The sequence below is a fragment of the Microbacterium sp. LTA6 genome, assembly GCF_045690355.1.
Classification (GTDB): Bacteria; Actinomycetota; Actinomycetes; order Actinomycetales; family Microbacteriaceae; genus Microbacterium.
On sequence record NZ_CP147855.1, the window covers coordinates 1,857,365 to 1,870,035 of the forward strand.

Genomic DNA, 12,671 nt, shown 5'->3' on the forward strand with positions numbered 1-12,671 from the left:
CGCGGCTTAAGCTGGATCCGTGCACGGTGAATACAAGGTTCCTGGCGGAAAGCTCGTCGTCGTCGACCTCGAAGTCGAGAACGGGGCGATCGCCCGGTTCCGCCTCGCGGGCGACTTCTTCCTCGAGCCCGACACCGCACTCGAGGACATCAATGCCGCGGTGACCGGGCTGCCGGTGGAGACGGACGCCACGGCCATCGCCGCCGCCGTGCGGCAGGCTCTCCCCGACGGCGCACAGCTGCTCGGGTTCACCCCGGATGCCGTCGGCACCGCTGTGCGCCGCGCTCTCGTGACTGCGCCGGGCTGGCGCGACTTCGACTGGGAGATCGTGCACGACAAGGCGGTCTCGCCGCGCATGAACCTCGCTCTCGACGAGGTGCTCACCGCGCGCGTCGGTGAAGGGCGCCGACGCCCGACCCTGCGGATCTGGGAGTGGGATGAATCGGCCGTCGTCATCGGATCGTTCCAGTCGTACCGCAACGAGGTCGACCCCGAAGGTGCTGCGCGGCACGGCTTCGACGTCGTGCGCCGCATCTCCGGCGGCGGCGCGATGCTGATGGCCGCGGGGCAGATCATCACGTACTCGTTGTACGTGCCGGCCTCGCTCGTGCAAGGCATGACCTTCGCCGACTCCTACGCGTTCCTCGACGACTGGGTGCTGCAGGCGCTGCGCTCGCTCGGCATCGACGCCGTCTATCAGCCGCTCAACGACATCGCGTCGCCCTCGGGAAAGATCGGCGGAGCAGCCCAGAAGCGCCTCGCCAACGGGGGAGTGCTGCACCACGCCACGCTGTCGTACGACATCGACGGTCAGACGATGACCGAGGTGCTGCGCATCGGCCGCGAGAAGCTCAGCGACAAGGGCACGACATCGGCGGCGAAGCGCGTCGACCCGCTGCGGAGCCAGACCGGACTCAGCCGCGCCGAGATCATCGAGCGGTTCAAGGACACCTTCCGCTCTCTCACCGATGCCGAGGACGGCGCGGTCGCGCCGGACGAGCTCGCCGCCGCCGAAGCCCTCGTGGAGTCGAAGTTCGCCACCGAGGCGTGGCTGCAGCGGGTGCCGTGACGCCTTCGATCCCCGAGCCCGTCGAAGGGCCCGCGGTCGGGTCCGTCTCGATCCTCGAAGGCGACAACCTCGCCGCCGCTCGAGGCCTGCCATCGGCATCCTTCACCCTCGTCTACCTCGATCCGCCGTTCAACACCGGGCGTACGCAGGAGCGGCAGGTGGTCACCGCCCGGCGCACGTTCACAACTCAGGAAGAAGCTGCCGAACCGGGCGCAGACACTGCCGAAACGACCGGGATCGAGCCGAATCTCCTGAATTACGAACCGCAGTCGGCCGCGAGCGAGGTGCGACACGGCTTCCACGGCCATGCCTACGAGCGGGTGCGCGGGATGCTGCGCACCTATGACGACCGCTTCGACGACTACGGCGCGTTCCTCATGCCGCGGCTGGAGGAGGCCTGGCGGCTGCTGGCGGACGACGGCACGCTGTACCTGCACCTCGACTACCGCGAGGCGCACTACGCCAAGGTGATGCTCGACGCGGTCTTCGGCAGGGAGTGCTTCCTCAACGAGCTCATCTGGGCCTACGACTACGGTGCGAAGTCGCGCCGCCGCTGGCCGACGAAGCATGACACGATCCTGGTCTACGTGAAGAATCCGCGGGAGTACGTGTTCAACTCCGACGATGTCGATCGCGAGCCGTACATGGCCCCCGGCCTGGTCACCGCCGAGAAGGCGGCGCGAGGGAAGCTGCCGACCGATGTCTGGTGGCACACCATCGTGCCGACGACCGGTCGCGAGAAGACCGGCTATCCGACGCAGAAGCCCGAGGGCATCCTGCGCCGGATCGTGCGGGCGTCCAGTCGGCCAGGCGACCGCGTCCTCGACCTCTTCGCCGGCAGCGGCACCACCGGGGCTGTGGCCTCGGCGTTGGGCCGCGATGCCGTGCTCGTCGACGACAACCCCGAGGCGATCCGCGTGATGCGCGAGCGGATGCCGCATGCAGAGGTGACCGGGATCGCCTGAGCGAAGCCGACACGGCGGCGGGTCAGTCCACTCGATAGGCGCGGTACCGCACGGCCTTCGCCTGCCGTTGGGCCGCAGCGACGAACAGTGAGCGCTGCAGATCGGCCAGGTGCGTGGCCGCGGTCTCGATCTGCACCGTCGTGCGGAAGACATACTCGCGAGGGTCGACGTCCTCACCCCGGCGCAGGCGATCCAGCACTTCGGGAGGCCCGGTACGCAGGCCGCGGGCATGCAGCAGAAGATGATCACCGGATGCCGTGCGCGCCGTGTACCGGCTGTCGATCTCGATGGTGCCGTCGGGGCGGATGAGCTGCCAGTCGGCCCCGCCGGCGAGGATCTCCGCATCCACCGCACCGGAGATCCGGCCGCCGAGGATCGGCACGACGCGTCGTGAGCCCGCGCTGGTGGAATGGTGGTCCTCGATCGGGCCCAGCTCGACGGTGACGTCGAACGCGGATTCCAGTGTTGGAACGGGCAGCAGGGTGTGCGGGGTGCTCATGGCGAGGTCTCCTCCGGAGCTGTCGGTGCATCGGATGCCGCGGCATCTGCTTCGCTGAGAACCGCGCTCAGCCGCTCCAGCACGGGCAGTGCGTCCGCGAGGATGGCGCGCTCACCGGCGTTGAGCATGCTGCTCGCCTGCGTGAGGATGGCGGCGCTCGCGGCATCGAAACGCGCGAACAGGTCGAGGGCGCGATCCGAAGCCTGGACGAGGACGCGGCGGCCGTCGGACGGATCGGAGGTGCGCTCGACGAGGCGTGCGGCTTCCATCGTGCCGAGCAGATTGCTCACCGTCGGACGGCTGAGCCGCAGCTGCGCGGCGATCTCGGCCGGCCCCCGTGCGGTGCCTCGCGGGAGCGCGCGGATGACGTCGATCTGCGCATCGGGCAGCTCCGGAAGCCGGGCCGCGGCGCGGGTCGCCGCGAGCAGAGCTCGGCGCAGCGGGGAGATGACCGCGGCAAGGCGCGCGGCGTCGAACGCGGTCATCGGGCCGGGGTGAGCGACGGGCGCTCATTCAGGATGGTCGGCAGGAAACCGGCGGCGGTCTTGTAGTCGGCGGCGATCCGTTCGCGCTCGGAGAGCGGGATGATGTCGTCGATGTCGCCGAAGCCCTGTGGAGCACGCTCGTGCGCCAGTTGCATGACCCGCTCCGGACCGGTCGCCCTGGTGCCGGCCAGGAGCGCGGTCATCCGTGGGCGGCGGGCAGCTTCGTAGCGGGCGAGGCCTTCGTCGATCGTGTCGGCGGTGGCCAGGTGGAAGGCGAGCGTACGTGCGTCGAGGATCGCCTGTGAGCCGCCGTTCGAGCCGTTCGGGTACATCGCGTGCGCGGCATCCCCGAGCAGAGTCGTTCGGCCGAATGTCCAGTGCGGCAGAGGGTCGCGATCGACCATCGGATACTCGAGCATCTCGTCCGCCGCCGCGATCGTGGCCGGCACATCGAGCCAGTCGAAGCTCCAGTCGCGGAACAGCTCAGCGATCGGTGCGGGGTCGACGGCTCGATTCCAGTCGGCGTCGCCGGAGCCGCCGACTCGGCGCTCGGCGATGAAGTTCACCAGCATCCGCCCGGTGGGATCCGCCGCGGACAGCGGGTACGCGACGAACTTCTGCTCGCCGTCGCCGGCCATGATCATCGTGCGCCCGTCGAGGAAAGCCGGGATCCGGCTGACCCCGCGCCATAGTGTGAGACCGCTCCATGGCGGGGCGCCCTCGGCCGGGTAGCGTGCAGCGCGGAGCGCGGAGTGGATGCCATCGGCGCCGATGATCAGATCGGCGGTGGCGTCGACGTCGCCGGCATCGGTCGAGAAGCGCGCGGTTTCGGAGCCGTCCGAATTCGAGGCGACGCCGATGAGGCGATGCCCGAGACGGATCGGCTCGGCGAGGCGCGCTTCGGCGAGGTCGCGCAGTGCCAGCTGCAGCCGCCCGCGGTGCACCGAGAGCTGCGGCCAGTGGTACCCGGCCGCGAGGCCGCGCGGCTCGCTCCAGATCGGCTGACCATGGCGGTTGAAGTAGCTGAGCGTGGCCGGCGCGACGCCGAGGTCGGCGATGGTGTCCGCGAGGCCCAGCTCGGTCAGTTCTCGAACGGCATGGGGGAGCAGGTTGATCCCGACGCCAAGGCCGCGGATGGCGGCGCTGCGTTCATACACGGTGACGTCTGTGAGTCCGGCTTCGTGCAGGCTGATCGCCGCGGCGAGTCCGCCGATGCCCGCGCCGACGATGATGATCTTCATCGATCTCTCCCTCTGAGACTCTCTTTCGAGTCACCGGGGTAGTTTTGCAACAAAACTAGTTTTGCGCAAGGGGCCGATCGCGACTCAGTTGCCGGATGCCGTGCGCCGCGCCGAGTCGATGACGAGGTCGACTCCGCGGAGGAACAGATCACGGTCCTGCAGCTCGGACAGCATCAGCGAGTGCTGGGCGATCAGCGGGAACCGACGAGGATCGGCCAGGAGCGGGGCATCCACCCAGGGGTCGCCTTCGTCGGTCTCGCTCGGGTGCTCGGCCCGTGCTCGCGCGATTCCGGCGGCGAGCGAGAGCACGTGAGAGGCGAGAAGGGCGTAGTGCTGCACGAGTTCCGCGCCGTCGAGTCCCGCATGTCGGAAGGCGTCGAGCATGAGCTCGATCGCGGCCAGCTCTCCGGAACCGTGGGTGGTGAGACTCATCGCCTCTGCGCCGATCGCCGGATGCTGGATGTACAGGTCGAGCGTCGAGATGGAGAGCTCGCGCAGGCGCTCCGCCCAATCCTCGGCCGGCGCGTGAACGGCTGCGGCCGCACGGCCGTTGAGTTCGTCGAGGAGCGCGCCCATCAGGGCATCCTTGCTCTGGAAATGGCGGTAGATGGCGGTCGGGTCGGCTCGCAGTCTGGCGCCGAGATCGCGGACCGAGATCGTGGTGACGCCCGGTGTGCTCGCAAGCTCCAAGCCGGCCTCCACGATGAGCGCGCGATCCAGCCGAGCCCGTTTCGGGGTCTGTTCGTGATCGGACACCGCAGGCATGGGCGCCTCCTTTCGTTCGCTTCATCATGTCAGCAGGTGGGCCGCCGGCGTCGAAGAGCGCTCCTTCGAACCTAGGTGCTGTCATTGCTGTGGTCAACAGTGTTGACAATGCCTTGCGAGCCGATTAGCGTGAGCGAAATCACTTCAGAGAAGAGGGAGAGCGATGGCGCTCGAGATCGTGTTTCAGGGCGGTGCGGTGTTCACCGGCACCGGCGAGCCGCTCACCGGCCTGGCCGTGGTGGTCCGCGACGGGCGCATCGCCGCCGTCGTGCCCGAGTCGGCCGTCGAGGGGATCGTCTCGCCGGATGCCGCGCGGATCGACCTGCGGGGCGCTCTGCTCAGCCCCGGTTTCCAGGACGCGCACATTCACCCGGTCGGCGGCGGCATCGAGCTCCTGCAGTGCAACCTCACCGACGCCGAGGATGCCGAGCAGACCGCGGCCATCATCCGCGCGTATGCGGAGGCGAACCCCGATGAGGAGTGGATCCTCGGCGGCGGCTGGGGCATGGACCACTTCCCCGGCGGCAACCCGTCACGCGGCATCCTGGACGAGGCGGCCGGCGGCCGCAAGGTGCTTCTGCAGAGCAGGGACCACCACAGCACGTGGGCGAGCACCGCGGCGATCGAGTACGCCGGCATCACCGCTGAGACGCCGGATCCGGAAGACGGCCGTGTCGTGCGCGAGGCCGATGGCTACCCGGCTGGCACCTTCCACGAGGGAGCTGGCGACCTCTTCGAGGATGTGCGCCCGAAGACCTCACCGGAGCTCGCCTACCGGGGGTTGCTCCGTGCCCAGGACGACCTCATCGCCCTCGGGATCACGGGATGGCAGGATGCCATGGTCGGATCCAGCGTCGCCGGAATCGCCGATCCTCTCACCGCCTACGAGCGAGCGGCCGATGAAGGGACCCTGAAGGTCCATGTCGTCGGTGCTCAGTGGTGGGTGCGCGATCGCGGGATCGAGCAGGTCGAGCACATGGTCGCCCGTCGTGCGCGTATCGAGGCCAGGCATCCGGACCGGCGCCTCGATCTCGCATCGACCAAGATCATGGTCGACGGTGTCGCCGAGAACCAGACCGCCGCGATGCTCACTCCCTACCGTGACGACGCCGGTCACGACACCTGCAACCACGGTCTCAGCTTCATCGACCCAGCCAGGCTGCGCGACTACGTCACGGCGCTGGATGCCGCCGGCCAGCAGGTGCACATGCACGCCCTCGGTGACCGCGCCGTCCGCGAGGCACTGGATGCCCTGCAGGAGGCGCGCGACGGCAACGGCGCGATCGACGGGCGCCACCACCTGGCGCATCTGCAGATCGTCGCCGAAGAGGACATCCCTCGATTTGCCGAGCTCGGTGCGATCGCCAACATCCAGGCGCTGTGGGCAACCCACGAGGACCAGCTCGACGAGCTCACCCTGCCGTTCCTGCAGGACGGGCAGGAAGCCAGGCAGTACCCGTTCGGGGACTTCGCCCGCGCGGGCGTGCGGTTCGCGGCCGGCAGCGACTGGCCGGTCTCCACCGCCGACCCGATCGCCGCGATCCACATCGCGGTGAACCGGGCCTACCCGGAATCCGAGCAGCCGCCGCTGGGTGGAGCGCATCAGTGCCTGGATCTGGCGACCGCGCTCGCCGCCTACACCTCCGGCAGCGCCTACGTGAACCGGCGTGACGACGACACCGGCAGTATCCGCGAGGGATACCTCGCGAACCTCGTCGTGCTCGATCCGAACCCGTTCGACGTTCCGGCATCCGAGCTGTACCGCACCAGGGTCACGTCGACCTGGATCGAGGGGCAGCCCGTCTACACCGCGGAAACCACCACCAGCAGGGAGTCCTGATGAACCGCACGTTCCTCCGCGGCAGCGTCGCCGCAACCGCCGGTATCCTCTCCATCGCGGCCCTCGTCGCCTGCAGCTCCGCTGCATCGAACGGCGCAGGCTCCGACGAGTCCGTCGAGTGGGAGATCACCGCGACGACGGCCGCGCCGAGCGGTGATATCGACTCCTTCACGTTCGCCAGCTACGCCGAGCCGTACTCGCTCGACTACGCCTACGCCTTCGACTATCCGGACAACTCGGTGCTCGCCAACGTCTGCGAGTCGTTGCTGAGGCTGAACCCGGACTACTCGCTCAGCCCAGGCCTCGCGGAGTCGTTCGCTCACCCTGATCCGATGACCTGGGTGTACACGATCCGAGAGGGCGTCACCTTCCATGACGGATCGCCGCTGACCGCGGCCGACGCCGTCGCATCGATGAACAGGCACCTCGATCCCGAGGTCGGATCGTTCTGGTACTCGGTCTACCAGAACGTCGCATCCATCGTGCAGACCGGCGACCGCGAAGTGACCGTGACGATGACCGGGCCGGACGCGCAGTTCAACCTCGGCATGGGCGGGTCTGCGGGCGTCATCGAATCGGCGGCCACTCTCGCCGAGAAGGGCGCCGATTACGGCAACTCCACCGGCGGTGTGAACTGCACAGGGCCGTTCGCGCTCGACCGCTGGGAGTCCGGCGAGTCGATCACCCTCACCCGCAACGACGACTACTGGGATGAAGACCTCAAGGCGCGCTCCGGTGAGGTCGAGTTCGTCTTCATCAACGACGCCACGGCGCGGGTCAACGCGCTCAAGTCCGGCAGCGTCGACGGCTCCTGGATGCTGCCGATGGAGGCGGTGCCCACCCTGCAGGCCGCGGGCAAGGGCGACGTGCTGTTCGGTCTGAACACGGCCGTCGGATCCGTCGTGGTGAGTGATCTCGAGGGTCCGCTCGGCGATGTGCGCGTGCGCAAGGCGCTGCTGCTCGCGATGGACCGGGACGGCATCCTCCAGGCCGCTCTGCGCGGAATCGGTGAGCGGACCGACGTGATGACCACGGAATCCGTCTGGCAGGAGGCATCCGATTCCGCTCGAACGGCGGCCTTCGATGACGTCGCCGATTACGAACAGAACCTCGAGGAGGCGAAGAAGCTGATCGCCGAGGCCGGTGCGGAGGGCGCGGAGCTGACATACGTCACGGCGCCCATCAGCAACGACTTCTCCGTCATCTCGCAGGCCACCGCTGCTGCGGCGAAGTCGATCGGCCTGAACGTCACGGTCGAGACGGTCACCCCGAGCGCCTACTCGACGCTGTTCTCCGATCCCAGCGCACGCGAAGGCGTGGACCTGTTCTACACGAGCTGGTATCTCTCCAGCCCGGATGCGCTGGAGATGTACTCGGTGCTGCGAACCGGCGACTTCAGCAACTACGGCAACTGGTCCGATCCTGAATTCGATGCCCTCGTCAACGAAGCAGCGACGATCGACGACCCGGTCGCGCGCGGCGCGTTGACGGCGAAGGCGCAGCAGATCGCGAACGAGCAGCTGCCCTGGCTGCCGCTGTTCGAAGCGCCGATCTCGCTGTATCTCGGTGAGCGCATCACGGGCGTCCAGCCCTCCGTCGCCTTCCTCTACTACCCCTGGGCAGCAACGATCGGCGCCCGATGACAGCCACCCGCCGTGTCGCCGGGAAGCTCGGGGGGCTGCTGCTGACGCTGTTCCTGGCGTCGCTGCTCGTCTTCTTCTCGCGCTTCCTGGTGCCCGGCGACCCGATCCGGTTCCTGCTCCGCGGGCGCAAGCCCACCGCCGAGGCCGTGGCGGAGGTCACCGCGCAATACGGTCTCGATCTGTCGCCGGGCGAGCAGTACCTGCGCTGGATCCTGGGGGTGCTGCAGGGCGACTTCGGTCGTTCGCTGCAGTACCGCCAGGATGTCACCGCCGTGATCGGGGATCGGCTTCCGGTGACGTTGATGCTGGTCGCGATGGCGGGTGCGATCATCGTGGTGGTCGGTCTCCTCCTCGGCGCGGTCGCTGCCTTGAACCGCGGAAGGGCGGCGGACCGGGCCATCCTGATCGGACTCACCGTGCTCGGTGCGATCCCGTCGTTCGTCGGTGCGATCGTGCTCATCGCGATCTTCTCGGTGCAGCTGGGCTGGTTTCCGTCCTTCGGCTCCGGCGACGGTTTCTTCGACATGGTCCGCCACCTCACGTTGCCGTCGATCGCGTTGGCGATCGTCTTCATCGTGCTCGTCGCCAAAGTGACCAGGTCGGCGATGGTCGACCAGTCGAGCCGCGAGCATGTCGAGGTCTCCACGAGTCGCGGAGTCGGCCGCTGGGCCGTGGTGCGCAGGCACATTCTGCGCAATGCGCTCGGTCCGATCCTCACCGTGGGCGGAGTGCTCGTCGCCGGACTCATCGTCGCCAGTTCCATCGTCGAGGCGGCCTTCGGTCTGTCCGGGATCGGGTCGCTCCTGGTGCAGTCCGTCGATCGGCTCGACTTCCCCGTGGTGCAGGCGATCGTCTTGCTCGTCGTCGGCGTCTTCGTCGTGATGAACGCCATCGTCGACGTTCTCGAACCCTGGATCGACCCGCGATCCGCTGCCGGAACAGGTGCCAGATGACATCTTCGACCCCTACGCTCGCCATGCGGGTGCTGCGCGCGCCCAGAAAGCGGCGTCCGCGAGTCCTGTACCTCGGCAGCGTCGTCGTGCTCGCGCTGGTCGCGCTCGCTGCGATCTTCGCGCCGCTGCTCGCCCCCTACGATCCGGATGCCGTCGATTTCACGTCCTTCCTGGCACCGCCGTCTGCGGTGCACTGGCTCGGGACGGATGCTCTCGGCCGCGACGTGCTCAGCCGGATCATCCACGGCGGACGCACCGCGCTGATCGGCCCGCTGCTGGTCGTCGTCTTCTCCACCGTCATCGGCATCCTGCTGGGCCTGTGGGCAGGGTGGCGCGGCGGCTGGGTGGATGCGGCCCTCAGTCGAGTGTTCGACGTCCTGTTCGCATTCCCCTCGCTGCTCATCGCGATCATGGCCGTCGCCCTGTTCGGCAAGGGGCTCGTCGCGCCGATCATCGCGATGAGCATCGCTTACGCGCCGTTCGTCGCCCGGCTCACGCGGTCGCTGGTGGCAGCAGAGCGCACGCGGCCGTATGTCTCGGCGTACCGTGTGCAGGGCTTCGGCGGCGGCTGGATCGCTGTGCGCAGAGTGCTCCCGAACGTGACACCGATCGTCGGCGCCCAGTCGACGCTGAACTTCGGGTACGTGCTCGCCGAACTGGCAGGGCTCTCGTTCCTCGGCCTGGGCGTGCAGGCACCGACCGCCGACTGGGGCGCGATGATCAACGAGGCTCAGTCCGGTGTGGCGGCGGGTCACTTCCTGCCGGCCATCGCGCCGGCCGTCATGGTCGTCATCGTGGTGGTGGCGGTCAACATCATCGGCGAAGAGCTCTCCGATCGCATCGGTGGGGAGACCCCGGCATGAACGTTCTCGAAATCGACTCCCTGACGCTCGATCTGCCGAGCGGGGCGCGGCTGCTGCACGGCATCAGCCTGGCTGTCGCCGCGGGCGAGACCGTCGGCCTGGTCGGCGAGTCCGGGTCGGGCAAGTCGCTCACGGCGCGAGCCGTGCTCGGACTCCTGCCCGACCGCGCGAGCGTCGGCGGCACCGTCACGGTCGATGGGCGGTCACCGCTCCGGGATGCCGATTCCCGCCGCGAGGTCCGTCGGCGCAGCGCGGCGATGGTGTTCCAGGACCCGAGGGCCGGCATCAACCCGATGCGCACCATCGGCGATCACGTCACCGAGGCGTTGCGGCTCTGCGAAGGGTGGGACCGGGCGCGGGCGCGCGAGCGCGCTCTCGAACTGCTGACCGACGTGCGGCTTCCCGCTCCCGCGGATCATCTCGCGCAGCATCCGCACGAACTGTCCGGAGGGATGCTGCAGCGCGTGATGATCGCCGGTGCCCTGACGGCCTCGCCGAAGCTGCTCGTCTGCGATGAGCCGACCACCGCCCTCGACGTCACCACGCAGGCCGAGATCGTGGCGGTGCTGCGCCAGCTGTGCGCGGAGCGAGGGATGGGGATGCTGTTCATCACCCACGACCTGAACCTGGCCGGGGCGCTGTGCGATCGTCTCGTCGTCATGAAGGACGGCGCCGTGGTCGAGACGGGCAGCGCCCGCGACGTCCTCACGGCCCCTGCTGCCGAGTACACGCGGCAACTGGTCCTGGCCACGCCGAAGCTCACCGGGGGAAGCACGGCCGCGGCCCCGGACGTCGTCGCGGCCGAGCCGATGCTGTCGGTCTCCGCCGTCACGAAGACCTATCACCCGCGCGGCCGAAGCGCCGTCACGGCGGTCGCCGAGGCCGACCTGGTGGTACCGCGTGGCGGCGCCCTCGCGGTCGTCGGAGAATCGGGTTCCGGGAAGTCCACGCTCGCACGGATGATCGTCGGTCTGGAATCACCCGACAGCGGTGAGATCCGGATCGGCGGACGAACCATCGGCGCTGCGGACCGCTCCGCGGCCGCTCGACTGGCCAGGGCGAAGAGCGTGCAGATGGTGTTCCAGGATCCGTACCTGTCGCTCGATCCGAGGATCCAGGCAGGACGGGCGATCGAAGACGTTCTGCGTCTGCACGCCGGTCTCTCCGGGGCGGCGGCGCGGTCGCGGGCCACGGAGCTGCTGACCGCCGTCGGCCTCGGCGAGGAGCATCTCACCGCGCGGCCGCGCACGCTATCGGGCGGGCAGCGACAGCGAGTCGCCATCGCGAGGGCGCTCGCCGTGGAGCCCGAGCTGCTGGTGATGGATGAGGCCACCAGTGCACTGGACGTCTCGGTGCAGGCGCAGGTGCTCGATCTCGTCGCCGGCATCCGTCGCGCCCAAGGCCTGACGCTGCTGTTCATCAGCCACGACCTCGCCGTGGTGCGCAAGGTCTGCGAGCAGACGATCGTGATGCGCCGGGGCGAGATCGTGGAGGCGGGGCCGACGGAGCAGATCCTCAACGCTCCGCAGCACGACTACACGCGCCTGCTGATCGCATCGGTGCCGGTTCCGATCGAATCCGGATCATCCGCCGGCGGATCTCGCTAGGCGAGGTGACGCTCGTCGATCAGTGCGCCGTCAGGATGCCGGTCGCAGCAGGGCGATGAACTGCTCGATCTCCGCGGCCATGTCGATCGAGGGGTCGAGCATCCAGGCGGACTGCAACCCGTCTGCGAGTGCGTGCACCGAGCGGACGATCCACGCCGGATCGAGATCGTCCCGGATCAACCCGGCCTCCTGATCCTGGGCGACCTGCGCGCGGGTGGCCGACTCCACGAGCGCAGTGCGCTCACGGAAGTATGCGTGCGCGGGGTGCGCGGGGTCACCGGCTTCGGCGGCGAGCTGTGCATACAGCTGCACGAGTCCTGGCACGGCGGAGTTGTGGCGGACGACGGAGAGCAGGGTCTCGATCGCGTCGTCGGTGCCGTAAGTGCGAACGTCTCGTTCGTCTCTGGCACGGAGGATGGCGATGAAGAGCTCTTCCTTGCTCTCGAAGTAGTGCAGGAGGCCGGCGGGGCTCAGACCTACCGCTTCCGCGATCTCGCGTACTGATGCGCCGCGGTATCCGCGGGTCGCGATCACGTCGAGCGCCGCCTCGAGGATCTCCTCGCGTTTCGCGATTCCCTTCGCGTACACGGCTCGTCCTGACATGGCCTCAGCGTATCCGCCCACGCCGATCGGAAGAAACCGAACGTCATTCTGTTTCCCTCTTGCGCCGGACCGCGGGTCCTGCCATCCTGATTACCGAACGACGTTTGGTTTTTGAGCTTCGGCCCCGATCCGAGGCTC

General features: G+C 68.5%; 12 protein-coding genes. 7 read left to right on the top strand and 5 right to left on the bottom strand.

The annotated features are described in order from the left end of the window. The first annotated feature begins 19 nt into the window (after positions 1-19). Entirely contained in the window at positions 20-1,069 is a 1,050-nt protein-coding gene (locus tag LTA6_RS08725) for a lipoyl protein ligase domain-containing protein (RefSeq protein ID WP_407359190.1), read from the top strand. Next, a complete protein-coding gene (locus LTA6_RS08730; RefSeq protein ID WP_407359191.1) occupies positions 1,066-2,034 on the top strand; it encodes a DNA-methyltransferase in 969 nt (322 codons plus the stop codon). The genes LTA6_RS08725 and LTA6_RS08730 overlap by 4 nt, the downstream gene beginning before the upstream one ends. Before the next feature lie 22 nt (positions 2,035-2,056). Here the strand turns inward: LTA6_RS08730 and LTA6_RS08735 are convergent, their stop codons facing one another. The 4 genes from LTA6_RS08735 to LTA6_RS08750 all read right to left on the bottom strand — a co-directional run bounded on the left by LTA6_RS08735 (position 2,057) and on the right by LTA6_RS08750 (position 5,024). Then, the gene (locus LTA6_RS08735) at positions 2,057-2,533 is read right to left on the bottom strand and encodes a DUF3237 domain-containing protein (RefSeq protein WP_407359192.1); all 477 of its coding nucleotides are present in this window, start codon (positions 2,531-2,533) and stop codon (positions 2,057-2,059) included. Further along, positions 2,530-3,018 (bottom strand): MarR family transcriptional regulator, encoded by a 489-nt coding sequence (locus LTA6_RS08740; RefSeq protein WP_341977524.1) that lies wholly within the window; start codon positions 3,016-3,018, stop codon positions 2,530-2,532. Before LTA6_RS08740 ends, LTA6_RS08735 begins: the two co-directional genes overlap by 4 nt. Further along, positions 3,015-4,259 carry a flavin-dependent oxidoreductase gene (locus LTA6_RS08745; RefSeq protein WP_341977525.1) on the bottom strand — a complete coding sequence of 415 codons (1,245 nt, stop codon included), beginning with the start codon at positions 4,257-4,259 and terminating at the stop codon, positions 3,015-3,017. The genes LTA6_RS08740 and LTA6_RS08745 overlap by 4 nt, the downstream gene beginning before the upstream one ends. Positions 4,260-4,343: 84 nt before the next feature. Beyond that, complete coding sequence (locus LTA6_RS08750) at positions 4,344-5,024, bottom strand: helix-turn-helix domain-containing protein (protein WP_341977527.1); 681 nt, start codon at positions 5,022-5,024, stop codon at positions 4,344-4,346. A 163-nt stretch (positions 5,025-5,187) separates the two neighbouring features. Between LTA6_RS08750 and LTA6_RS08755 the strand changes: the two genes are divergently transcribed. From LTA6_RS08755 to LTA6_RS08775, 5 genes are read left to right on the top strand one after another with little or no spacing between them, the layout of a single operon-like run. Then, the gene (locus LTA6_RS08755; RefSeq protein ID WP_341977529.1) at positions 5,188-6,864 is read left to right on the top strand and encodes an amidohydrolase; all 1,677 of its coding nucleotides are present in this window, start codon (positions 5,188-5,190) and stop codon (positions 6,862-6,864) included. Continuing rightward, positions 6,864-8,507: an ABC transporter substrate-binding protein gene (locus tag LTA6_RS08760; protein WP_341977531.1), complete on the top strand. Its 1,644-nt coding sequence runs from the start codon at positions 6,864-6,866 to the stop codon at positions 8,505-8,507. Before LTA6_RS08755 ends, LTA6_RS08760 begins: the two co-directional genes overlap by 1 nt. Next, a complete protein-coding gene (locus LTA6_RS08765; protein ID WP_341977532.1) occupies positions 8,504-9,460 on the top strand; it encodes an ABC transporter permease in 957 nt (318 codons plus the stop codon). The genes LTA6_RS08760 and LTA6_RS08765 overlap by 4 nt, the downstream gene beginning before the upstream one ends. Further along, positions 9,457-10,323 carry an ABC transporter permease gene (locus LTA6_RS08770; RefSeq protein WP_341977534.1) on the top strand — a complete coding sequence of 289 codons (867 nt, stop codon included), beginning with the start codon at positions 9,457-9,459 and terminating at the stop codon, positions 10,321-10,323. The genes LTA6_RS08765 and LTA6_RS08770 overlap by 4 nt, the downstream gene beginning before the upstream one ends. After that, complete coding sequence (locus tag LTA6_RS08775) at positions 10,320-11,930, top strand: ABC transporter ATP-binding protein (protein WP_407359193.1); 1,611 nt, start codon at positions 10,320-10,322, stop codon at positions 11,928-11,930. The genes LTA6_RS08770 and LTA6_RS08775 overlap by 4 nt, the downstream gene beginning before the upstream one ends. A 30-nt stretch (positions 11,931-11,960) precedes the next feature. Here LTA6_RS08775 and LTA6_RS08780 read toward each other — a convergent pair whose 3' ends face one another. Then, positions 11,961-12,533 carry a helix-turn-helix domain-containing protein gene (locus LTA6_RS08780; RefSeq protein ID WP_341977538.1) on the bottom strand — a complete coding sequence of 191 codons (573 nt, stop codon included), beginning with the start codon at positions 12,531-12,533 and terminating at the stop codon, positions 11,961-11,963. Positions 12,534-12,671 lie beyond the last annotated feature (138 nt).

Coding starts and splice junctions, on each gene's coding strand:
- LTA6_RS08760 (WP_341977531.1), top strand. CDS start 6,864: ATGAACCGCACGTTCCTCCGCGGCAGCGTCGCCGCAACCGCCGGTATC.
- LTA6_RS08735 (WP_407359192.1), bottom strand. CDS start 2,533: ATGAGCACCCCGCACACCCTGCTGCCCGTTCCAACACTGGAATCCGCG.
- LTA6_RS08775 (WP_407359193.1), top strand. CDS start 10,320: ATGAACGTTCTCGAAATCGACTCCCTGACGCTCGATCTGCCGAGCGGG.
- LTA6_RS08765 (WP_341977532.1), top strand. CDS start 8,504: ATGACAGCCACCCGCCGTGTCGCCGGGAAGCTCGGGGGGCTGCTGCTG.
- LTA6_RS08740 (WP_341977524.1), bottom strand. CDS start 3,018: ATGACCGCGTTCGACGCCGCGCGCCTTGCCGCGGTCATCTCCCCGCTG.
- LTA6_RS08755 (WP_341977529.1), top strand. CDS start 5,188: ATGGCGCTCGAGATCGTGTTTCAGGGCGGTGCGGTGTTCACCGGCACC.
- LTA6_RS08780 (WP_341977538.1), bottom strand. CDS start 12,533: ATGTCAGGACGAGCCGTGTACGCGAAGGGAATCGCGAAACGCGAGGAG.
- LTA6_RS08750 (WP_341977527.1), bottom strand. CDS start 5,024: ATGCCTGCGGTGTCCGATCACGAACAGACCCCGAAACGGGCTCGGCTG.
- LTA6_RS08745 (WP_341977525.1), bottom strand. CDS start 4,259: ATGAAGATCATCATCGTCGGCGCGGGCATCGGCGGACTCGCCGCGGCG.
- LTA6_RS08770 (WP_341977534.1), top strand. CDS start 9,457: ATGACATCTTCGACCCCTACGCTCGCCATGCGGGTGCTGCGCGCGCCC.